Genomic DNA, 23,569 nt, shown 5'->3' with positions numbered 1-23,569 from the left:
GCCTCTGTATTAAAATGCTAACAACTTAAATGTTTTAGTTCGGCTTTTAGGAAATTTAACTATGCAATAACAAATCTATTTAGTCGCCTTTTATATTGCCTTTCCCCTGCACTGCTTTTATTAAAGGTATACATGCTAAAGAAAGTATTAGTGCAATAAAAAAACAGATCATAGTGTTGCCAAACCAGATCCTAAAAATATTAGTTAATAAAGTTAAAATAAGAGCAGATATAATCCATGGATTTACGTTTTTCATTTTTAATTCCTTTTATGTTTTAAACAACTATTTTTTTATCCAACTGGACTTCCCGTACTTTGCTAAACACTCAAGTACATTAAACATTTAGAGATATAATTAATTTGCTCGGTGTACTCTTACAAACTTCGCTAATGTGCCATGTATAGTGGTCACTGGTAAACTTTGATGTATGAAGTCAAGATTTGACCCCATTCGCTTCAGCGAATGAATTCAAGATTAAAAAGTAATCAATTAAAAATAGTAAGATATGTTCCTAAAAAGAGTAATTATACAGCCTCAACGCCCGCATAAGCTGCGGAGCATGTTGGACGCTTTTTTGCGCTCTTTCTTTTAAGCAAAAAATCGGACAATGTGTGACGTCAGACTTGATGCGCTTGTTAGCAGTATTTTACTTTTACCGTTTTTTTGTTAAAACTATATCTATAGCTTTCTCTATTTCAATTGAGCTTTCTACATTTTTAATATGAATTTTTTCTTGAATAGAAACACTAATTTGAATTTCACGACCTTCACTTTTGGCTTTAGACTTAGCTGAAAATATTTTATCAAATAGCTTAGATATATAATAAACACTTAAACCCGCAATAACATTACTGCCAATAGATATAAGGACTTGAGTTACTTCTGGTGCAGAGAAACCTTCTGAAATACTTAAATACAAACCTTTCTCAGAAAAGTTATTAGCCTCTTCAGATTTAATTGGTTGAAAGTATTCTTGGCCTGGGCCGATGATTTTAATATTAAAAGACTGCAAATCTAATTCGTTCATCCGTAACCTCAGATACTGCTAACAATTTAATAGTGCGCTCATCGCGCATATTTCTGCCGACGCTACGCTCATTTTTCTACATTATATAGTTTTAACAAATAACCTAAGGTATTACTATCACGAAGTTTTCTAAAACTTTAAAGAAAATTAAATAGAACAATATGCGCTCGGCGCTCATTTTCATAAATATATGCGCAAAGAGCAGTTTAACCAATTTATTAACAACGCTATTTAGCCAGTCTCAATGACCGATTATCACTCTCAGCCGAACTTCTTAAAAGTGTCAATTGCGGAAATTAGTGACGCCTCGTTATACACCGGATACACTTATCTAAAAGCTTTAATTGCCTCATTGAGCTGTGCATCTTTTCCGCTTTCAATATTGTTCATATTAAGAAATACAAATTCATGATCTACAGGCAATCCAATGTTTTCATAATTTTCCCCATGAGAATTGAGATACCTTTCATTTGATAATGTGATCCCCCAACCATTAGGCAAAGCTTTTGTTAACGCATCGCTAAAAGCTCCGTAACTTCTTTCACCAATAAAAGTAACGTTGCCTCTTGCTTGTAAACCTAAAAGAAATACTTCAGCCGCACTAGGTGTTTTTTGACTAGTTAGAACAACAATACTTCCTGTGTAATTATTAATTTTTGATGGGGCGACAACAATTTTTTGAAGTTCACTGTAGCCTGTCGATGTTTTAAACTGCTTCCCCCCCAAGGCTAATTCTGAATCTATTAAGTAAGATAAAATAGAAAATGCGACTAAGTCACTTCCACCCATACTAAAACGTAAGTCAATAATTAAGCCATTGCTTTGTTTGATGATAGGCGTAAATATCTTCATAACCTCTTTTGTTGCTTTTACGTCATTATTTGAGAAATCATCAAAGTTACTTATTTTTAAATAGGCAATATTTTGAGGCGTTTTTGCTAAGGTAAAATTATCGTGATATTGAAGAGTGGAATAGTTTTTATCAATGTAATTATTAATGTTTTCCTGAGACTTTTCAATTAATGCGGCATGTAATTCCCAGTAAGTTGAGTATTGAGGGTAATTTACTGAGTGCGCTTTTAATTCATCCCAAAATGACCACTTTCTTGGTGAGTAATGTGAAAGCCTATCAAGTTCTTGATTGAGTAATATGGCATGACCGTCGCGTAATTCTTTAAGAAAGTCATCTATGATACTAAATAGCTCACCTTGCGTAGTTTTTGAGGTTATTCTTTTTTGCCAAAGTTTTCTCTGCTCCACCCAATTAATATTTTTATCTTTTGAAGATGCATAGTGCTCTTCAAAATTATTCATTAGAACGTCAAGAACAATACTGGCATTAAAGTTATAGTTCTTGTCTTTTATACTAACAATTTTTTTGGATTGGCATTGATAAGGTAAACTGTCTAGTTTCGTTAGCTTTAAAGGAAACAAACCACCAAAGTTAAGCAAACGAGTATCTTTATGCACTTTTTGTGTTTCTTCAATAAACGAGACTTGTTCAAACTCATCGGTGATAAAGTGATTTTCCAGACAATGCTTTGTTGTTAAATCAAAGACTGTTGTTTTATCATCCACAGTATGAAAAACGTAACCATAACCTTGGCTTTTCCAGGTTGTCTCTGCGGAGTTCGCAGAATTAATGTTGCCAAGTATAGTGAGTAGAAATAACAAAATCCCTTTTTTCAAAGTTTACTCCTAATAGTGAATCACAACCAAACTAGACCAAGCGTATAGCAACTAAATCAGGGTACACTTCCCATATTTTACGAGAAACGTCCTTATTTCGTGAGCTACTATTGTTATCAAATAGTATAAATTATTGCCAGCTATAAATATTATACTTTTTGTAGGTTTTTTGAATATGTTGAAAAGAGGAAAGAGCCCTCTTAATATTACTTAGTTAATGGCGACTCACCTGAATGACTATACTCCGCTCAAAACCGCCTCAGAACATTTATTTAGCGTCAATTTTCTTGGCTGCTAATACCGTTCTTTTAATACGAGTTCAGACAATAAGTCAAAAAAGATAAAGTATGGAATTTTAGTTGGGAATCTCTGTTTAATTAGTTTATGCCTAACAACAAAACTCTGTCCCCTATGAAAAGAAATCTATGAGAGAGAACAAAGATCCTCTTTGATCAAACTACTCAATAATTGTACTAATCAATGCAATTAGTCATAAATCTGTAACGTTGATCCGCGATAATCTCTATCCGATAAATGAATAAACCCAAGAAGACTAAGTAAGATGAGTACACCCTTGGTGCAATTAACATTTGCACAGCAATCATTTGATGATCCTATGTCTGCGGCGATGGGCCACGCTATGGAATATGAAAAGCTATCGCTAAAAGCCAATGCTGCGCATAACATTACGCTGCAGTGTGTGTTGCCTGACGGCGCAAATGAGAGCGATGTTATTTCACTAAGTGCAACGCAGCCCAGTGCGCGTGGGGCGCAGTATTTTACTGAAAAAACGCTGAGCAATGCAGACCTTGAATCTGGTACTGTAAATCTTACTTTAAGTAACATTACACAAAGCCAGTGTTTTGTAGTTCAAATGATGCTGCACGGAAAAAACACGACCTTAAAAGAAAGCCAGCAACTCGATGTGTACATTAAAGCATTTGAGCAAGGCTATATTCCTGCGCAAATAAAAACTGAGCCTACCAAGTCACAGGGCGTTCGTAGCTACTTTGCGAGTATGAGTTCTACGTTTTTATCGCTATTTTAGTGTTGGCTGTACTTTGCCGACTTATAAGTTATTAATCAGCAAAACTTACTTTACCCATAGTCACTCCAGCAATACCCTGTGCAGTGTTATTAAGGTGTTGCTGCTCACCGGCTAAGCATTCGTTTGCTAAAATAGCAAATAACACAGCCTCTTTTGCATCAGGGTTTATGCCTAAATCGTCGGTATTTTTAAACGCTCTTATACTCGGGCATAGCGTATTAAGCTGCGCCATTAATAATGGGTTATGAATACCGCCACCACTTGCGTATACAACGCACTCTTTAGCATTTTGCGCGCATTCATTTAACGCGTTTGCAATTACCCTCGCGCTAAACATATTTAAAGTTGCCATTACATCTTCATGACTTAAATGCTGCGTATTTGTTTGCTGTTGTGCGGCATATAAATACGCTAAATTAAATATCTCTGGCCCCGTTGTTTTAGGCAGCGCAAGTTTAAAGAACGCGTTGCTACACAATGCATTTAATAAGGGGTTATTTTCCTTACCTGCTTTTGCTATTTTTGCGCCATCATCAAAGTTCATGCCTTTAAAGTGCTGCTGCACGTATGCATCCATAATGGTATTACCTGGGCCAATGTCGGAGCTAAATACACTGCTTGCATCACCGCTTTTAGGTAAAAGCGTTAAATTAGCAATGCCACCTATGTTTAATAAAATACGGTTTTCATTAGGGTTTGCAAAAAATAAGTAATCGCCATATACCGCAAGTGGTGCACCCTCGCCTCCTGCGGCTATGTGCTTTTGCCTAAAATCCCCAATGGTAGTAATGCCCGTGCTAACGGCTATTTGGTCGCTATCACCAATTTGTAATGTGCCATTAGTAAAGCTTTTGTGATTATGTTGCGACTGCGGGCAATGGTAAATTGTTTGCCCGTGACTCGCTATTACATCAATATTTACTGGGTTTATATTCCACTTTGCTAAGCACTGGTTAACCATATCGCCATGGAGTTTACCTACCCACGGGTGCAATAAAGTAACAAGCTCTAAATCGCATTCTCGTTTGGCAAATACCTGCTTTATTTTAGTTTTATAATCGTCGTTGTAGTCAACGGTGGTAAAATTTAAAACCTCAATGTGAGTATTTAAGCCTGCGCCCGTTACTTTGCACAGTGCAACATCGAGCCCGTCTAACGAGGTACCGCTCATTAATCCTATAATTAAACGACTTGGCTTTTGGGCACTATTATAAAGGGCGGCTATGTGTGGGTGCATAATGGCATCTTAAACAGGTATCATATTTTTCTTATAGTAGAGTACTTTAAAACAAAGTTATAGCGCTAAAGTGGCTAATTTAAATGATTGTACACGGTTTAAATGATTGCTAAGTTACCCTATATTCAACTCATAATTTACTACCAATATGATCACGCTTAGAGATTTTCAACCAAAGGACGCGCCACACATTATTAAAACCCTAAACGATGAACAGGTTACGCGTTTTCTATCGTCTAAAATTCCGTTCCCGTATACGCAGGCCGATGCCGATTGGTGGATAAACCAAGGCTCTAAGAATGGGATTATTAAAGCAATTATTGTAAATGAGCAATTTGCAGGGTGTATAGGTGTAACGCCCGGAGAGTTTGAATATAGCCGCAGTGGCGAAATAGGCTATTGGCTTAATAGCCACTTTTGGGGGCAAGGTATAATGACACACGCTATTACAAAAATTTGCGATAACGCGTTTAAAAACTCAAATCTAAATAGAATTTTTGGCGCTGTATTTACTGGTAATACCGGCTCAATAAAGGCACTGACTAAATGCGGCTTTGAAGCTGAAGCTGTTCTCAAACAGGCCATTTATAAAAATGGTGTATTTTACGATAGCCATATTTTTAGCAAGCTAAAATAAACCATTTAGAATAAATACTCTGCAAAGCTTGAATTACCATCACCTCGCCCAAAGCTCATGTATTAAGGTAAAAATATATATTCACACGACTTAGCGCGCATTACTGTTTAGTTTAAATAGAGATTTAACGCATAAACATTCGCTAAGTAAATTCACTTTAAGAGGAGATTTTTATGTCTGCAACTAGTCGTCAACTTACTTTAGCATCACGCCCGCATGGCGCCCCTACCGATGAAAACTTTGACCTTAAAACAGTAGATTTACCAGCGCTTAAAGATGGCGAAGTATTGCTACGCACCATATACCTTTCACTTGATCCTTATATGCGTGGCCGCATGAGCGATGCTAAATCGTATGCCGATCCGGTAAATGTAGGCGATGTAATGGTAGGCGCTACCGTGTGCCAAGTAGAAGAGTCTAAAAACGATAAATTTAGCGAAGGCGAGTGGGTGCTTGCCTACACTGGTTGGCAAAGTTACGCCATTAGTAATGGCGAAGGCTTAATGCAATTAGGTAAAGAGCCAGAGAACCCTTCGTATGCACTGGGTATTTTAGGTATGCCAGGCTTTACCGCTTACATGGGGTTACTAGATATTGGCGACCCACAAGAAGGTGAAACTGTAGTGGTTGCTGCGGCAACAGGCCCCGTTGGCGCTACGGTTGGCCAAATAGCTAAACTTAAAGGCTGTAAAGTAGTGGGTGTTGCTGGTGGCAGTGAAAAATGTAGCCACGCAGTTGAAAAACTAGGCTTTGATGCTTGTATTGATCACAAAGCCGATGACTTTGAAGACCAGCTAGAAAAAGCCTGTGATAACGGCATAGATGTATATTACGAAAATGTGGGCGGTAAAGTGTTTGATGCCGTATTACCCCTACTTAATACCGCAGCTCGTGTACCACTGTGTGGTTTAGTATCGCAGTATAACTCTACAAGCTTGCCTGAAGGCCCTGATCGTATGGGTATGCTAATGGGCCAATTACTTACCAAGCGTATTAAAATGCAGGGCTTTATTATTTTTGACGATTACGGCCACCGCTACGATGAATTTGCACAAGACATGCAAAAATGGCTTAAACAAGGCAAAGTACAGTACCGCGAGCACATGGTTGAAGGTATTGAAAACACTGTAAGCGCATTTAACGATATGATTTGCGGCAAAAACTTTGGTAAAACCGTGGTTAAAATTAACGAACCACTTTAATAAATATTAAGGCGTTACAGCCTATATTGTAACGCCAACAAGGACTGACATGATAAAACTACACCATTTAAATAAATCGCGCTCAAAACGTATTATTTGGCTTTTAGAAGAGCTAGATGTTGATTACGAAATTGTGGCTTACCAGCGCAATACCGAGACCTTTTTAGCGCCTGACGAACTTAAAAAAGTTCATCAATTAGGTAAATCGCCTGTTATTGAAGACGAAGGCCTAATCGTTACCGAATCGGGCGCTATTACCGACTACTTAATTACTAAATACGGTAACGGAAAATTTGCGCCAAAAGCAGGCACCGCTGACTACATTGATTATCAGCAATGGTTACACTTCGCTGAAAGCTCAGCTATTTTGCCATTACTACTTAAAATGTTTGTTTTAAAAGACGGCGCTAAAACAGAGTTTTTAGAAAATTATGCCGACGCAGAAACAGTTAAAGTAATTAGCTATTTTAACGACCGCCTAGAAGGTAAACGTTATTTGGTGGGCGATACCCTAACGGGCGCTGACTTTATGATGTCGTTTATTGTTGAAATTGTTAAAAATTCAGGTCAATTAGCGCACTTTAAAAACCTCGTTAAATACGATGAGCAATTACAAAGCCATGAGAAGTTTCATACTGCTAATGAGCTTGAAGCAAAATACGACTAAACCCTAATCAAAAAGCCAGTTAAATCAATTGGCTTTTTAACCCACCTACTACTTCTTCCACAATTACTGAACCTAAACCCTAGGGCGTGTTGACCTTTGGTTGTTGAATTTGCAGCAGTATGTTTGGTTTTTAGGCAAGGCAGAGCCTATATAGTGTGGTTATTCCCCATAAATAGGCGATAACGCAGCATAAATGCCAAACATGCGCTGCCCGTTGGGTTCTTTCTAGGGACGATTAACTCTTTGTTGCTCGGTTTTTACTTAGCCCACTAGGTTACAAACCTCACGCCGCGATTAAATCGCCCCTAGATTGAACAAATTTCAATCCACAAAGGTCAACACGCCCTAGCTATTTTGATAACAGACACTCTTGTAGTTTAACTGGATCATATTGACCTATTACAATTGATTTGCGCTGTATGCTGAGTATTTAGGCAATCAGATCTGATAAGATAAGTGCATTCTATACATTTTTAAGTATTTTTTTTAAATTCAACTATAATCTGCAAAGTTAAGTATCATTATGTGTACACAGAATAAGTAGCTAAACATATAGCTAACAAAGGGATTTAGTAAACTATGCGCAAAAACCTTCCAATAACAAACAAAAATAAAACATTTCCACCTGAAACTAAGCTTATCTCAATTACCGACATACACGGTAATATCTCTGATTGTAATGATGCTTTTGCAAAAATTAGTGGTTTTTCTAAAGATGAATTAATTGGTCAGCCCCACAACATTGTAAGGCATCCAGACATGCCCCCTCTCGCATTTGAAGTAATGTGGAGTCATTTAAAATCAGGTAAACCTTGGATGGGGCTAGTTAAAAACCGCTGTAAAGACGGCGACTATTATTGGGTGGATGCTTACGTAACACCTGTAACCGAAAATGGAAAAATTGTTGGTTTTGAGTCTGTCAGGTCAAACCCAAAACCTGAAGACATTAAAAGAGCTGAACAGCTTTATGCGCGGATCAATGCAGGAAAAGGTCTGTACAAACCAATACCGATTACACTGCAAAATTTATTTTTAACTACTATGTTTATTATTTCATTTGCATTGTTTTATTTTGAGTCTTTTATAGCAGCACAATCGGTAATAAGTATTTCAGTTATTTTTTATGCTATTTGGAGTCATGTATCTAATAATAAGAAATTAGAAAGTCTATCAAAGAGTCTAACTCGTTCTTTTTCACACGAACTAGCTGTACAGTCTTACACAAAAGAGACTGGTTTACTTGGTAAGTTAGAAGTAGCAATAATTAGCCAATATGCTCATTTAACAACTGTCATTAGTCGTATTGAAAATGCGGCGCAAGGTGTTTCTCGTGAATCTTTAGAGTCCTATCATCAAGTACAAAATGCAAAAACAGGTATAGATAAACAACAATCAGAAACAAGCCAAGTTGCTACAGCAATAAATGAAATGTCTACTAGCATTACAGAAGTTACAAAGCACGTATCAGGCACCGCCCGCCAAGCAGAAATAGCGTTTGATTTAGCAAAAAAAGGCGAAGATATTTCAATTATCACAAGTAAATCTATTGATGGGTTAAGAGCAACAGTACAAGTTATAAGTACTTCTATTACCGAAGTCGCTGATCAAACTAAGAGAATTGCTGACGCTGCTAATATGATTGAGCAAATAGCCGACCAAACAAACCTTTTAGCGTTAAATGCCGCGATAGAAGCAGCAAGAGCAGGTGAGCATGGCAGAGGTTTTGCTGTTGTAGCAGATGAAGTACGAACCCTTGCACAAAATACACAAAACTCAACAAGTGAAATTTATAATATAGTTTCATCCTTAACAGCTAAAACGAATGAAGCTGTGAAAACCGCAGAAAAAGGGAATATTGATGCAACAGAGGGCCTAGAAAAAGTGTTAGAAAGTGCAGAAATGCTTAAAGGCATTGTATCGGCTATTGGTGAAATTTCAGATATGTCGGCACAAATAGCCACTGCGGTCGAAGAGCAGTCTTATGTTTCAGAAGATATAAATAAGCAAGTAGTTAACATATCAAATTTAGCAGATAGCAGCGCCGAAGAAGCGCATAAAGCAACCACATCACTAGATCATCTCAAAGATATTTCCGATGAGCTACATGAGCTGGTAGTACGTTTTAAATAATAAACTTGTTTGAAGGGGCTAAAACCCCTTCTTAGTCTAAAAGTTCATATTTAGTGATTAAAAAACGTCTAGGGTCTGTTGATCTTTCAAGGTTAAATTTGCAGCAGCCTGTTTGGTATTTAGGCAAGGCAGAGCCTATTTAGTGTGGTTATTCCCCATAAATGGGCGATAACGTAGCATTAATGCCAAACAGGCGCTGCCCAAAGGGTTCTTTTTAGGGGCTATTTACTCTTTGTTGCTCGGTTTTTACTTAGCCCACTAGGTTACAAACCTCGCGCCGCGATTAAATAGCCCCTAGTTTGAACAAATTTTAATCCGCAAAGATCAACAGACCCGAGATCCTATTTCAAATACATATATAAATTCATATTATTAGGGATTATTTATCTACCGAGGTGGTGTGATCACTCACCATAAATAGGCAACAACGCAGAATAAGCATAAATGCCGAATATACAGTACTAGAGGCAAGACTTACTCTTTATTGCTAGGTTTTTACTTATTCTTACATATAAGGTGGCAGTAGGGTAACGCAGCAGTTACCCTCCTAGGTTATAAACCTCGCACCTCGATTACCCCCTAATTTGAACGGATTTCAATCAAAAAGGTCACAGGCCTTAATTATATATGTAAATAAAATTAACAAATAAGTACTTACTGGTGATAAAACTTTAATTTATAGGGCATAATATGGTTATTATTTAAAAATTTTCACTAGTAATACAAGCCGCCCTTGCGCGTATTGACTCACATTTGGAATCAATCATGACCATAAACATGCGTTTAACTACTGGTTTTGGCGTAATTTTATCAATGATGCTTATTTTAACCATTATTGGAATTTCACGCGTTAGCCTTATTAATAATAACATTACCCATATGACCGATGTAAATTCGGTAAAACAGCGCTACGCAATAAACTTCAGGGGCAGTGTGCACGACCGTGCAATAGCAATTCGCGATGTAGTGTTAATTACCGAACAAAGCAGTTTACGCACTGTTTTAAATAATATTAAAGAGCTAAATTCATTTTACCAAACGTCAAGCCGCGCTATGGCAGAGCTTATGAATGAAATGAGTAGTGAAGAGCGCGCTTTAATTAATAAAATAAATCAAATAGAGCAGCGCACTCAGCCTTTTATTCAAGGTGTTATAAATGCTAAAAATGCAGGAAACCTAAACGAAGCTAAGCGTATTTTATTAACCGATGCGCGCCCTGCGTTTACCCAGTGGCTAAATGTTATAAACCAATTTATAAACCTACAAGAACAAGCAAATCAAACCACTACTATTGATACTCTCGATATTGCCAGCTCGTTTAAAATTTGGATGATTTCGCTCACCGCGCTTGCTATTTTAATAGGTGTAAGCGTTGCGTATGTTATTAGCCAACTTATCAGAAAATCAGTAGGTGGCGAACCACAAGAAGCCGCCGAAGTAATAGCCCTTATCGCCCAAGGTGATTTAAGAGGTGATGTACAGTCGTGTTGTCCAAATAGCATGATGGCTTCTGTAGGGGTTATGCAATCTAAACTAAAAACTATTGTAGATAGCATTATTAATTCATCTGAAGAGCTTTCTACTCACTCTGCAAGCGTAGCATCTGGCTCGCAGCAAGCTCTCACTGCAGCTGACGCACAAGTAACCTACACAAACTCGGCAGTAAACAGCTTAGGCGAAATGAGCCGCAGTATAAATGCTGTTGCAGGCTCTGTTAGACAAACAGAAGATAACTCAAAAGTAACTGCACAATTATCGCAGCAAGGTAGCATAGCAGTGCAGAAAGTAGCGGCTGAAATTGAGCAAATTTCTGTAACCGTTAAAGCCACGGTTACCCAAGTAAACGTGTTGCAAGAACATGTAAAACACATTGGTGATATTTTAAGTGTGATCCGCAGCATTTCTGACCAAACAAACTTGCTTGCACTCAATGCAGCGATAGAAGCTGCAAGAGCGGGCGAAACTGGCCGAGGTTTTGCTGTTGTAGCTGACGAAGTAAGGCAACTTGCCCAGCGTACTGGTGATGCAACAGGCGATATTGAAAAGATGATTTTGCAAGTACAAGAAAACACACAAGCGTCGGTAACAGCTATGGAAACCACAGTACCGCAAGTGGAAAATGGCCTAACGCTTACCCATGAGGCAAACGAGTTATTGCATCAAATACAGCAACAAGCTAACGACTCATTAAGTAACGTGCTGGAAATTGTTGATGCAACATCAAGCCAAGTAGCCACCGTGGCACAGATTAGTACCGGCGTTGAAGAAATTGCCAGTATGTCCAAAGAAACCAGCATGTCGCTTAACAGTAACGCACAAGAAGCTGTTGCATTAGCTGACCTTTCAAACACACTTAAAAAGTATATTAGCTACTTTAAAGTTTAATTTTTATAGTAAGTAATAAACAAAGGGGCTCTTAAGCCCCTTTGTTGTTTATGTATTTTAATAATAGGGACTATATACCCGCTAAATCGCGCTCGGTAATACACTCGTCTGAGGCCATTTCAAACTCACGGCAAACTAATGGGCGGTTTTCGTAAATGGAGCACATAAGCGTATTACGGTCGAGTGCTTGGCACCAACCGTCCTCAGCACGTTTCATTACTTCACTGCCCCATTTATCGTATTCAATGTAGTTAAATGGCACGCCGGTGTCGGTTACTATGCGCACTTCTAATTGGCAACAACAGGCTTGGCAGTTAGCACACGTAACAGGCTCTGGGGTAGTAGAAATATTTTCAACAGGAATGACAATATGAGGCATAGTGACTTACTTTTTTGAATAAGCCACTAGGATACAGTAACTAGTTCAGCGCGCTAGTAGTTTTGCTTTAATATCGCTATAACGCATTTGTTCGCACAGTGCAAAACCACTCAGCTGGCGCACTTTATTACGTGCAAATAATGGCACACTCATCCCCGCTAAAAAGCGGCACTGAGTTTCAATACCCACATTATGATTACCTTTACCTGCCATATGCGCTAAAAACTCATCCACTTTTTGATAAATAAGTTGCTCGTCAATATAGGCAGGCTCTATAGAGTATTCAAGCTTAACCGCATGGCCTCTACACACACTACAATGCCCACATTGCTGTAGTGCATTTTGATCATCAAAATAACGCGCTAAGTTATAACTTAAGCAACTTTGCAGCTCAAAAAAGCGCACCAGCGCAGCAATACGTTTAATTTCGGCCTGTTCTTTGTCGGTAAAGTAGCCGTGAAGATGTTGGGCAAGTTCAGGGTTATTTATAACCTCGCTATGCACTTTGTATACTTGGGTAATACGTTTGGTTTCGAGCGTTATTAGGTTTTTTTCGGCTAGGTAGTCAAGAGCTGCCACTACGCGTTTGCGATCAACCTGCGCGGCTTGTGTAAGGGAGTCAAAATTTAGCGTGCCCCATATTTTTTTAAAATCGGTATGGCTAAATATTTGCGTTAAAAAAGCTTGTCGCTGCTCATCAAACTGACTTAGCAGCTCGTTTTTATCAACCAAAAATTTATATTTAAAGTCAGCGTAGTAGGCATACTGTGGCGTTATAGCGCCTTGCATTTCTAGCTGTACGAGTAAGGTTTTAAGTGCCAGTTGCCTAATATTGCTTTCACTTGAAAGGCTGTACTCCTGCATTTCCCATTGTTGGTGGCTTTGGCGAATATCGTTAATTACGTATTCAATACCGCTAAGCTCAGGGGTGTCGCCATATACAAAGTTTTCTACCGTATTTAGCCCATCCAAATTGGCAAGGGTGTAACAGTTTGATGGATTACCATCGCGCCCTGCACGGCCAATTTCTTGGCTGTAGTTTTCAATCGATTTTGGTAAATCGTAATGAATAACAAAGCGAATATCTGACTTATCAACGCCCATGCCAAAGGCAATGGTTGCCACAACAACGTTAATTTTACCCGCCATAAAGTCATCTTGAATTTGCCAGCGTAGCGTATCTTCAAGCCCCGCATGATACGCCACCGCCTGCACACCTTGCGCACTTAGCACATTAGCTACTTGCTCAGCACTTTGCTGTAGCGTTACATACACAATACCAGGGCCATTTTGCGCGCGAACAATGTTGGTAAGCTCGGTGTTTTTATCGGCGGTTTTAACGCTCAACACACTTAAATCTAAGTTTTCTCGGTAAAAGCCCGTTTGTACAATACACTCTGGCGCAATATTAAAACGCTCGCTCATATCGCGTTTTACTTTTTTAGTGGCTGTGGCAGTAAGTAATAATACCAGTGGAATATTCAGCTCTTCGCGGTATCGCGGTAGTTTTAAGTAATCGGGTCTAAAGTTATGGCCCCATTCAGATATACAGTGCGCTTCGTCTACCACTAACATAGAAAGCGCCACTTGGCTTATAAACTCTCTAAAGCGCTCGTTTTTAAAACGCTCAACCGACACCATTAATACTTTAATTTTACCGTTTCGCACATCATTCATTACGGTGCTGCTTTGCATTTGATCTTGGCTCGAATCAAGGCTTGCCGCGTAAATACCTTTGCTATTTAAAAAGCTAATTTGATCTTTCATCAATGCAAGTAAAGGCGAAACCACTAACGTTAAGTTTGGTAAATGCAACGCAGTTAATTGATAGCACAACGATTTACCCGAGCCGGTCGGAAATATAGCTAACGACGATTGCCCATTTAAAAGCTGCTCAATAGTTTGCTGCTGCCCTGTTCTAAACTGGCTAAAACCAAAGTGCTGCTCAAGTGATTGGGTTAATGGCGTGGTCATAAATGTCCTTTTCGGTGTTTTTAACAGCAATTTAACTGCACAGCTAAACGATAAGAAAGTGAGTATAACTTATATGCCTTTATTCAGCATTTTTTGCTGACATATCCTTTATTTAAGCGCAAACTAATAGCGTAAAAATAAATAGTCACGTTTGCCAAAAATAACTTTTTATACCCAAGTGACCTCAAAATACTAAAAATAATACAGATTATTTGGGTATATTATTTTTGAGGGCAACGTTATGAATATTACTACACCTAAAATCGTCGTTATTGGCGGTGGTGCTGGCGGATTAGAACTCGCAACGCAATTAGGTCATAAATTAGGAAAGAAAAAACAGGCTGAAATTCTACTAATAGACAAAAACCGTACCCACATATGGAAGCCGTTACTGCACGAAGTAGCGACAGGCTCTATTGACCCCGATTTAGATGGCGTTGTATATTCAGCCCATGCTGCAAAACACCACTATAACTTTCAACTTGGTACTTTTTGCAATATAAATCAAAGCAATAAAACAGTTACCCTTGCACCACTTTTAGATGAGCTTGGCCACACAATTTTACCAAAGCGCACCGTGCGCTACGACCACCTAGTCATTGCCATTGGCAGCGTAAGTAACGACTTTAATACCCCTGGTATAAAAGACCACTGCTACTTTTTAGACTCAAACCAACAAGCAGAGCGCTTTCAGCATTCATTACTAGATAGCTTTACACGTCTTCATCAAGACGATAACCAACAGCAATCACTTAATATTGCCATTGTAGGCGGCGGTGCAACAGGCGTTGAACTCTCAGCTGAGCTTTATCATGTATCTGAGCTATTAAAGCTTTATGGCTTAACAAATATGTCGTCTAAGCGTTTACATATTCATTTAATAGAAGCCGGCCCACGTATTTTACCAGCATTACCAGAACGTATTGCCGTAAGTGCTAAACGTGAGCTATTAAAACTTGGCGTAACCGTGCGCGAGCAAACACAAGTAAAAGAAGGCACTGCACAAGGGTTTATCACAAAAGACGAAGAACACATTGATGCCGATATTATGGTGTGGGCAGCAGGCGTAAAAGCACCTGATTTTATAAAAGACTTAGGTATTTTTGAGCTGACACGTAGTAATCAAATTCAAGTAAACGAGTTTTTACAAAGCACCGTAGACGAAAGCATTTTTGTATTAGGTGATTGCTGTGCATTTACTCAGGCCGATGGCAAGCAAGTACCACCACGCGCACAATCGGCGCACCAAATGGCGCAGTGCGTCGAAAAAAACCTAATAGCCACGCTAAAACAGCAGCCACTGCGAGCCTTTAAGTATAGCGACCATGGCTCACTTGTTAATTTATCAAGCTACAGTACTGTGGGTAATTTAATGGGTAATCTCACCAGTAATACCTTTTTTATTGAAGGTAAAATTGCCCGCTTTATGTATATATCACTGTATCGCATGCACCAACGCGCCATACATGGCAGTGCAAAAACCTTTGCATTATGGATAAGCGAAAAAGTACTGCGTGTGGTGCGCCCAAAAATGAAGTTACATTAAAGGCGATTTCAATTAAAGGCAGTGAGCGTTATCACTGTCTTTAATTTTTAACATTGTCTGTGTAGAGTATTTAAAACAACTAAGGAAATTGGGTTATGACGGGCAAAACGCTAATTTTCAACTTTGACGGCACAGGGAGCGAACCCCGTGATGCACAACAGTTTAGCTCAGAGCATTTTAAAGAAGACTCTAGTATCTCTAATATCCTCAAACTACACTTACTACTAGGTGGAAAGCTCGAAAACTCCCCTATTACTCCTTTTGCTAACCAACTCAGTTTTTATTATCAAGGTATAGGTACTAAAGGTAGCCGGCTTAAACGTATTCTAAATCAAGCTCTTGCTCCTCGCGGTGATGACGTAGCCAGTATTTTAAATCAAGCACTTAACGACTTTAAAACTCACTACCTAATAGGCGATACCATACTGCTAACGGGTTTTAGCCGAGGCGCCGCGCTTGCCAGACGTTTTGCTAAATGTTTAGAACCTCTAATAAACAATAGCGTTTATATATGTGTGTTTGACACTGTCGCTTCTATTGGCTTATCAAAGGTAAGTAAAGCAACACGCGGCGCAGAGCACGTTATTTTTGAAAACCACACCATTGCAAACAATATTACTCAAGCGCTGCACTGCGTAGCTCTTGATGAAAAACGCCGCGCGTTTGAACCCACACTCATGAATCATCAAAATAATATTACCGAACTGTGGTTTGCAGGTGCGCATTCAGACATTGGCGGCGGTTATTACCGCGATGGTCTGGCCGATATTTGCTTGCGCTATGCACTTGAGTGGTTAATAGAGCAACCACTTAATATATCGTTACTCACTAGCCACGACATAGATTACGAAACCCTACTCCCCGATAGCAACTTAGTAGCGCAAGATGACGTAACCGTAACGCCTGACCCACTCGCATTAAGCCATCAACAAAATTATTTTTGGTTTAATCCGTTTTTTAAATTAATAGATAGGCAATGCTGTGTATTAATTGATGACGAAGCCAGCAACCTAGAACCTTTAGTACACTACAGCGTAGCCGAACGTATTAATAAGCTAACCAGCTACCGCCCAGAATCGCTTAAAAAGCGACATTACAAAATTAGCTATAACGACAACACCACGCTTAGCTTTATTGGTTTAAGCCAACATATAGAGCTGGCTAATCAAAATATGAGTGTACTCAGTATTAACCAAAGCCAAGATGTAATGGTATTTGCCTCTGAGCAATACAATGCAACCGGCCTTATGCTAGAGCAAGGCGCTACGTACCGCTTTACCCCATACCCAAATCAATACTGGTTTGATGATGGCATAAAGTGCCCCCCATTAGGCTGGAACCGCGATAACGTACAACTTGGCGTAAAAGAAATCCCAATGGCTGTGCTTGAACCATTCAGACGATTTCCTCGCGCACAATGGTTTTCACTTATTGGTGCTATAAATAAAAGCGACAACCACCTTTTTGAAATAGCCAACGGCGCCGATATTAAAATAGATAAATCTGGCGAGTTTTGCCCATTTGCAAACGACTTAAGCCGCTTTTATGGCGCTAATGCAGGTAAAATAAAAATGAAAGTAACAAGGTTAAAATAATAACGACAAAAAAAGAGTTTTATCAGCCCAATTATTGCACGATATGTTTAATCCTTTTGGGTGATCATAACAGTGCATACACCTGCTATAATTCCCCAAAAAGCAGAACCAATTGCAAGCATTGTCAAATCAGACGCAGTAACTAAAAAAGTAACAATTGCCGCCTCCGTATATTCTGTACCGCTTAACGCTTGCTGTAAGCTATTTGCAATAGTGCCAAACAATGCAATACCCGCAAGAGCTAATATAAGGGCTTGCGGTAAACTTGCCACAACACCCACTAAGGTCGCAGCACATAGCGCCATTAAAATATAAAATACGCCCGCAGCAATACTTGCCCAATAACGCTTATCATGATTTTTATCTGCTTCATTACTCATGCAAATTGCAGCGGTAATCGCGGCTAAATTAATAGAGTACGCCCCAAACGGAGCTGTAAACATATTTACAAAGCCAGTCACGTTTAGTGATGCGGATACAGGAGCTTTATATTTATGCGCTTTTAAAACGGCTATACCCGGTAAATTTTGCGAAGTCATAGTAACTATATAAAGTGGTAAACCTATACTAATGCACGCTTGCAAGTGAAATACAGGCTCAATATATACAAATTTGCTCATTTCCCAATGCAATTCACCGGTATTGATATGACCCATTTTCCAGGCGAGCAATACACCTATAATAAGCACACTTAACATAGCAAAGCGGGAAAAAAATCGCTTACCAATAAAGTACATAACAACCATTAAACCAATCACTAGAGGCATTTCGTTCATAAAATTAAACACATCTATGCCAAACGTAACTAATATGCCCGCCAGCATCGCACAAGCAAGTTCGCTTGGAATACGATTCATTATTTTTTCAAACCAGCCCGTAATCCCTGACAAAAACACAAGTAATGCGCTGAGTATGAACGCCCCAACAGCCTCATTTAAGTTATACCCTTGTGCACTTGAAATAAGTAATGCAGCCCCCGTAGTAGACCACGCAATTAAAACAGGTACCTTATAATAATACGACAAACCAATTGAAGTTGTGCCCATTACTAAACCTAGCATTAAAACCCAACTACCCACTAAGTCGGATGTGCCACCAAGGGTAATCACCACCTGATAAATCAGTGCAATTGAACTCGAAAAACCTATAATTACAGCCACAAGCCCTGCTGTAATTCGGTTTAGCAACTGATCTGACACTTTCATATATCCCTCTTAATACTGTCTATGCAGCAAATAACATACTTTGCCTATTCATGCTTTGCAATTAGCTATTGTGATACCACTGATGAAAAATATTCACACTGAATTTAAGTTTTTTTAACGGGCAAATGTGCCCTGTATAATTGTAATTATAAAAACAAAATAAGTACCTAAAAAAACTACTGCAGCCTGCATAAACACTGTAAAAAAGTAATAAATTTAGTTTCAACTATCACTCAAAAAAAGGTAAACATAATTTTTACAGTGAGTTATAAAAATAGCATTCACTACTTTTCGATTACATTTATAAACTTGATCTAATCAAACTTATAATATAAAACATAACAACTAATTAACTTTAAACCCCATAAGAGAAACAAATGAAACGTTATGTTGCTTTGATTATTGCTATTTCCTTATCGGCATATGCTATTTACCTATTTTCAAGTGTTCCAAATGAGACAGTAAAACCAATTGTTCCAGTCGCAATTGATCTAGTCCCTGCTGACTCTAAATTTGCCTCCAATAACAAAGCCCCTCAACCAATAGATATGAGTAAAGATCCAATAACAATAAAACCCACTGAAGTATTTCAGGACCCAATGCCTGAGCGCTTTGATGCAATAAATAAACTATCTGATCAGGCAAAAAAAATATTAAAAAGTGCCAAAGTGTTGCCTACAGACTTAACCAATGAAGCCTATATTGAATTTGACTTACCTACTCTGCGGTCATTAGAAGTAGGCGATAACTTTGATTTAGCGATCCCGCAAACAGCAGAAACCTATACAGCGGAAATTACTAGCATAAGCAAAGCAAGCAACGGCGACAAAAGTATTTTTGGCCAAGTAATCGGACTAGATGGGCGTATGCACAATACAGTTTTAACCGTAGGTAAAGACGCTATATATGGCCAATTTACTACCTCAAATGGCAATTATGTTTTTGAAAGCAAAGGTGAATACGGTTGGATTGCAGCAAAGCGTGATTTATATAAAAGCCATATTGAGTATGACACTAATTCACTAAAACCAAATACGGAAAAAGGAGTTGACGTATTTGCTCCTAAAATTGAAGAAGTACCATCAAACTAATAGCAAAAAATAAGTCATTAATTAAATTACAACCACAACAAGAGTAAGGAAATACAATAATGAAAAAAGTAATCACAGCAACCGCACTGACTGCGGCATTATGTGCAGCAAGTGTTGCGCAAGCAGAAACAATCGATATAGGTATTTTATATACCGATCAATCAGCAGCTGCGACAAGCAACATTACCACTAAAATTAATCAGTTAATTTCTTTTAGTAATCAGGTATATAGTCAAAACGGTGTAGACATAACACTACGCTTAGTGGGCACTCAAAATCTAGGCGATTACGCAGTAACACCGTCTGAACAATGGTTAGATGCTGTAACCGATAGCAGCTACGTAGATGGTTTGCGCAATGATTGGAAAGCCGACATGATTGCTGTATTAGGCACAGGCCAAAGTGCTGGTAACGGGCTTATCTCGTGTGGTTTAGCATGGGTTGGCCAAGGCACTAATGGCAATCTATACAGTTCAATGAGCAGCCGTATGTACTCAATTACTGCCATTGATTGTGGTGCAACTACATTTGTACACGAACTTGGTCATAACCAAGGTTTAGCGCATTCACGTAAGCAAGGTGATACGTCTGGCGGTGTATATGTTGATGGCATGGGTCACGGTGTACAAAACGAATTTGCAAGTATTATGGCCTACCCACATGTTTATGGCAGCGCAACTCAATATGATTACTTCTCTAACCCTAATTGGAGCGTAAACGGCACAGCATTTGGTATTACAAACCAAGCATATGCAATCCGTACTGTTACTGCTACAAAAACAAGTATTGCTAACTTTAAATAAGTAGCGCAATAAAAAGTGGGCTAAATAGCCCACTCTAAATTTTTATATTTTCTCCCCCTCAGAGCGCATATGCGCTCTTTTAGAGAAGATTAATGCACAACTACCTTTTGCTTAACAGCAGACATTAATGTTTTACCATCGCCATCTACTTTACTTAACAATTTAAGTCCCATCACTTTTGCAAGTACAGGATAAATATCAAGATTGCTTACTTCTTTAAGGCTAACACCTTGTTTAAATGCAGGGCCAACAGCAATAAATGATGCCGCCATATCCTCTGTATATGCATAGCCGTGAGTACCTAAATACGTTGGTTTTTTACCACTGGTAAATACTGCAGGCGCTGTAGTTTGCACCACAATATCGCCTACGCGAGTGCCTTTATTGTAATGGTACGCTGCTAATTGTTCGTCAGTTAAGACTATATAGCGCCCGCCTGCCGCATCTCGTAAACGTGCTTTATAGCCTTCAATATCTGCATTTTTAGCATCAGGTTGAGTATAAATGAGTAAGCGTGGGCCAGTATTTTTAACTAAAAAGTTTTCATCTTTAGGTAGTGTGGTTACATCAATGCTTTTATCTGGATCTATACTCGTCATACCGTGATCAGACACAATAACTAAATTTACATCTTGCTCTAATTTGCTTAAACGTGTTTGTAGCTGCCCCATTAATTCATCGAGTTGTTTAACCGCATCACGTGTTTGTGGTGCATCTGGCCCAAATTCGTGGCCCATGCTATCAACTAACGAAAAGTAACTCGCAATAAAACGTGGGCGCTGTGCTTTAGGTAAACTTAACCACTGCATAATTTGATCAACACGGCTTTGATAATCGCTGTACTTAGAATAATGATAAAAGTAATCTGGAGTCATCCCATTGAATAACGCATCAGACTCAGGCCAAAAATATGTAGCCGATTTAAGTCCCTGCATTTTTGCTAAGTTCCACAGCGGAATACCTTTTACCCATGTGCTATCGCCCAGTGCTTTGCCCATACTGTAGCAATCATTTTTACGTGCTTTATCACAAAAACTATTATCAACAATGCCATGATTTACCGGTAATAAGCCCGTAATAATAGAAATATGATTAGGGAATGTTTTAGTCGGGTAAACCGGCATTAGCTTTTGCGCGCGAACGCCCTGCTCCGCCATTGCTTTTAAATTCGGCGCACCGTGTTTTTCGATATAATCCCAACGCAGGCCATCAATTGATATAAGTACCACCGTTTGCTCTTTTGCAGCAAACGCACTACTCATGCCTAACATTAGGCAAATTGATACTGCCTTTAAAATCCACTGTTTCATTATAAACACCTATAAATGCACAACAATTACTCAAAAAATTATTTTAAAGCAAGTTGTTACTTTATGATACAAACTGATAGATTAAACTCAGTATATTAAAGACGAATGACGGTTGCTAAAATAATGCCAGTCATCAATTAGGAAAAGAACGAAGATGACAATCGATTTTAGTAAAAAAATAACACCAGCACGCATGTATCGCACCACCTCTAACTTGCAAATGGCGCTTGAAAGCGACCGTGGTCGTATAATAAATAGTGCCGCTATTCGCAGACTGCAGCAAAAAACTCAAGTGTTTCCGCTTGAACGCAATGCAGCCGTTCGCTCTCGTCTTACTCACTCGCTTGAAGTCCAGCAAGTTGGCCGATTTATAGTACAACGTATTTTTGCTAATTTAAGCTTTGAACAGCAAACTGAGTTTGGCTTAAAAGGACTAGAGCGACCGCTCGAAAGCCTAGTAGAAATGGCCTGCCTAATGCACGATATAGGTAATCCACCGTTTGGACATTTTGGTGAAGCCGCTATAAATCACTGGTTTAATCGTAATTTAGCAAGCGTAACGCCTGAGCGATGCAAAGAGCCAAACACAGGTATAGGCGTTATTTTTAAACACCTTGCACTTGATATTTGTAACTTTGAAGGCAACGCCCAAGGCATACGTATTATTCATTCTTTGCAAACGCTTAATTTAACTTACAGCCAAAGCGCTGGTATTTTAAAGTACACCCGCCCAGCAGGGCTTGATATAAAAGACATTCCGCAAAACAAAAACTACCTAATGAAAAAAGTAGGTTATTATTACAGCGAAAAAGCCTTTGTAGAAGCGCTACAAAATGAACTAGTTATAGAGCCATACTGCCGCCACCCAGCAAGTTATATAATGGAAGCCGCTGACGATATATCATACTGTTTAGCCGACATAGAAGACGCCGTAGAAAAAGACATAATAAGCACCGAACTACTGTGCGAAAAACTTAAAGTTCATTACAAAAAAGTACTCGTAAACCTAGCTATAAACGATACCGAGCATCAAAATTTTGTCGATAAAGCCGTCGACTATGCATTAGACCGAGCTAAAGCACAGCCATATAACTTTAACAGCGAATTTTTTATATACCTTCGCGTAGCATTACTGCACCCACTTGTTAATCACGCAGCTAAGCGCTTTATCGAAAACATAGAGCCTATTTATCATGGCGACTTTAATCACGCACTTCTAGAAGATAGAAGCCACTTACATGCAGTGACCAAAACGCTAAAACAAGTCGCACTTGAGCATGTGTTTTCAAATAAAGAGGTCGAAAAACTAGAACTACAAGGCTACCGCATAATTAATGGCCTCCTCGATTGCTACAAACCGCTACTGCAATTAAATAAAGACGACTTTAGACGTGCACTAAATGGCGACTCTCGTTTATTAATCGAATCGCGCCTTGTTAAAAAACTCTCTAAAAAACATCTAAATAGCTACCAACACGCAATAGACGCCATGCAAGAAGAGCCAGATCACTTTGCAGCGTACGAGTTTTATTATCGCTGTAGGCTAATTCAAGATTATATTAGCGGCATGACCGACCAATTTGCTTACGATGAATATCGCAGCCTTATGGTAATAGATTAAAGCACGTTTTACGCTCTAGATA

At 38.9% G+C, this 23,569-nt stretch carries 19 protein-coding genes; 11 read left to right on the top strand and 8 right to left on the bottom strand.

The window, feature by feature from the left end:
- Nucleotides 1–79 precede the first annotated feature (79 nt).
- The 3 genes from V6260_RS14045 to V6260_RS14035 all read right to left on the bottom strand — a co-directional run bounded on the left by V6260_RS14045 (nucleotide 80) and on the right by V6260_RS14035 (nucleotide 2,717).
- Nucleotides 80–256 carry a hypothetical protein gene (locus tag V6260_RS14045; RefSeq protein ID WP_341594769.1) on the bottom strand — a complete coding sequence of 59 codons (177 nt, stop codon included), beginning with the start codon at nucleotides 254–256 and terminating at the stop codon, nucleotides 80–82.
- A gap of 397 nt (nucleotides 257–653) precedes the next feature.
- Nucleotides 654–1,028: a hypothetical protein gene (locus V6260_RS14040; RefSeq protein WP_211001008.1), complete on the bottom strand. Its 375-nt coding sequence runs from the start codon at nucleotides 1,026–1,028 to the stop codon at nucleotides 654–656.
- Nucleotides 1,029–1,355: 327 nt separating this feature from the next.
- Nucleotides 1,356–2,717, bottom strand: a complete 1,362-nt coding sequence (locus tag V6260_RS14035; RefSeq protein WP_341594767.1) for a S41 family peptidase — start codon at nucleotides 2,715–2,717, stop codon at nucleotides 1,356–1,358.
- Nucleotides 2,718–3,279: 562 nt separating this feature from the next.
- On the opposite strand from V6260_RS14035, the gene V6260_RS14030 reads away from it, so the two are divergent.
- Nucleotides 3,280–3,765: a hypothetical protein gene (locus V6260_RS14030; RefSeq protein ID WP_341594766.1), complete on the top strand. Its 486-nt coding sequence runs from the start codon at nucleotides 3,280–3,282 to the stop codon at nucleotides 3,763–3,765.
- Between the two features lie 31 nt (nucleotides 3,766–3,796).
- Here the strand turns inward: V6260_RS14030 and V6260_RS14025 are convergent, their stop codons facing one another.
- Nucleotides 3,797–5,002, bottom strand: coding sequence for an anhydro-N-acetylmuramic acid kinase (locus tag V6260_RS14025; protein WP_341594765.1), 1,206 nt, complete (start codon nucleotides 5,000–5,002; stop codon nucleotides 3,797–3,799).
- A gap of 148 nt (nucleotides 5,003–5,150) precedes the next feature.
- Between V6260_RS14025 and V6260_RS14020 the strand changes: the two genes are divergently transcribed.
- The 5 genes from V6260_RS14020 to V6260_RS14000 all read left to right on the top strand — a co-directional run bounded on the left by V6260_RS14020 (nucleotide 5,151) and on the right by V6260_RS14000 (nucleotide 12,023).
- A complete protein-coding gene (locus V6260_RS14020) occupies nucleotides 5,151–5,639 on the top strand; it encodes a GNAT family protein (RefSeq protein ID WP_341594763.1) in 489 nt (162 codons plus the stop codon).
- Between the two features lie 173 nt (nucleotides 5,640–5,812).
- Entirely contained in the window at nucleotides 5,813–6,841 is a 1,029-nt protein-coding gene (locus V6260_RS14015; protein WP_341594762.1) for an NADP-dependent oxidoreductase, read from the top strand.
- A gap of 49 nt (nucleotides 6,842–6,890) precedes the next feature.
- Nucleotides 6,891–7,508 carry a glutathione S-transferase gene (locus tag V6260_RS14010; protein ID WP_341594761.1) on the top strand — a complete coding sequence of 206 codons (618 nt, stop codon included), beginning with the start codon at nucleotides 6,891–6,893 and terminating at the stop codon, nucleotides 7,506–7,508.
- Nucleotides 7,509–8,087: 579 nt separating this feature from the next.
- A complete protein-coding gene (locus V6260_RS14005; protein WP_341594760.1) occupies nucleotides 8,088–9,638 on the top strand; it encodes a PAS domain-containing methyl-accepting chemotaxis protein in 1,551 nt (516 codons plus the stop codon).
- A gap of 765 nt (nucleotides 9,639–10,403) precedes the next feature.
- Nucleotides 10,404–12,023: a methyl-accepting chemotaxis protein gene (locus V6260_RS14000; RefSeq protein WP_341594759.1), complete on the top strand. Its 1,620-nt coding sequence runs from the start codon at nucleotides 10,404–10,406 to the stop codon at nucleotides 12,021–12,023.
- A gap of 70 nt (nucleotides 12,024–12,093) precedes the next feature.
- Here the strand turns inward: V6260_RS14000 and V6260_RS13995 are convergent, their stop codons facing one another.
- Together V6260_RS13995 and V6260_RS13990 are read right to left on the bottom strand one after the other, a co-directional pair.
- A complete protein-coding gene (locus tag V6260_RS13995) occupies nucleotides 12,094–12,402 on the bottom strand; it encodes a YkgJ family cysteine cluster protein (protein ID WP_149592732.1) in 309 nt (102 codons plus the stop codon).
- 45 nt (nucleotides 12,403–12,447) lie between these two features.
- The gene (locus tag V6260_RS13990; protein WP_341594758.1) at nucleotides 12,448–14,376 is read right to left on the bottom strand and encodes a RecQ family ATP-dependent DNA helicase; all 1,929 of its coding nucleotides are present in this window, start codon (nucleotides 14,374–14,376) and stop codon (nucleotides 12,448–12,450) included.
- Nucleotides 14,377–14,617: 241 nt separating this feature from the next.
- Between V6260_RS13990 and V6260_RS13985 the strand changes: the two genes are divergently transcribed.
- Together V6260_RS13985 and V6260_RS13980 are read left to right on the top strand one after the other, a co-directional pair.
- Nucleotides 14,618–15,922, top strand: coding sequence for an NAD(P)/FAD-dependent oxidoreductase (locus tag V6260_RS13985; protein ID WP_341594756.1), 1,305 nt, complete (start codon nucleotides 14,618–14,620; stop codon nucleotides 15,920–15,922).
- A 95-nt stretch (nucleotides 15,923–16,017) separates the two neighbouring features.
- Nucleotides 16,018–17,517, top strand: coding sequence for a DUF2235 domain-containing protein (locus V6260_RS13980; RefSeq protein ID WP_341594755.1), 1,500 nt, complete (start codon nucleotides 16,018–16,020; stop codon nucleotides 17,515–17,517).
- 47 nt (nucleotides 17,518–17,564) lie between these two features.
- Here V6260_RS13980 and V6260_RS13975 read toward each other — a convergent pair whose 3' ends face one another.
- Nucleotides 17,565–18,722, bottom strand: a complete 1,158-nt coding sequence (locus tag V6260_RS13975; protein WP_341594754.1) for a benzoate/H(+) symporter BenE family transporter — start codon at nucleotides 18,720–18,722, stop codon at nucleotides 17,565–17,567.
- 377 nt (nucleotides 18,723–19,099) lie between these two features.
- On the opposite strand from V6260_RS13975, the gene V6260_RS13970 reads away from it, so the two are divergent.
- A complete protein-coding gene (locus tag V6260_RS13970) occupies nucleotides 19,100–19,813 on the top strand; it encodes a hypothetical protein (protein ID WP_341594753.1) in 714 nt (237 codons plus the stop codon).
- 59 nt (nucleotides 19,814–19,872) lie between these two features.
- Nucleotides 19,873–20,616, top strand: coding sequence for a zinc-dependent metalloprotease family protein (locus V6260_RS13965; protein WP_341594752.1), 744 nt, complete (start codon nucleotides 19,873–19,875; stop codon nucleotides 20,614–20,616).
- A gap of 89 nt (nucleotides 20,617–20,705) precedes the next feature.
- Here the strand turns inward: V6260_RS13965 and V6260_RS13960 are convergent, their stop codons facing one another.
- The gene (locus V6260_RS13960) at nucleotides 20,706–21,926 is read right to left on the bottom strand and encodes an ectonucleotide pyrophosphatase/phosphodiesterase (protein WP_341594751.1); all 1,221 of its coding nucleotides are present in this window, start codon (nucleotides 21,924–21,926) and stop codon (nucleotides 20,706–20,708) included.
- A gap of 154 nt (nucleotides 21,927–22,080) precedes the next feature.
- Here V6260_RS13960 and dgt point away from each other — a divergent pair, with 154 nt between their 5' ends.
- Nucleotides 22,081–23,547, top strand: a complete 1,467-nt coding sequence (gene dgt, locus V6260_RS13955) for a dGTPase (protein WP_341594750.1) — start codon at nucleotides 22,081–22,083, stop codon at nucleotides 23,545–23,547.
- Nucleotides 23,548–23,569: the final 22 nt, after the last annotated feature.

This window comes from Pseudoalteromonas aliena (genome assembly GCF_038155085.1).
In the GTDB taxonomy this organism is placed as follows: domain Bacteria; phylum Pseudomonadota; class Gammaproteobacteria; order Enterobacterales; family Alteromonadaceae; genus Pseudoalteromonas; species Pseudoalteromonas aliena_A.
This window is presented reverse-complemented; position numbering and strand designations above follow the sequence as displayed.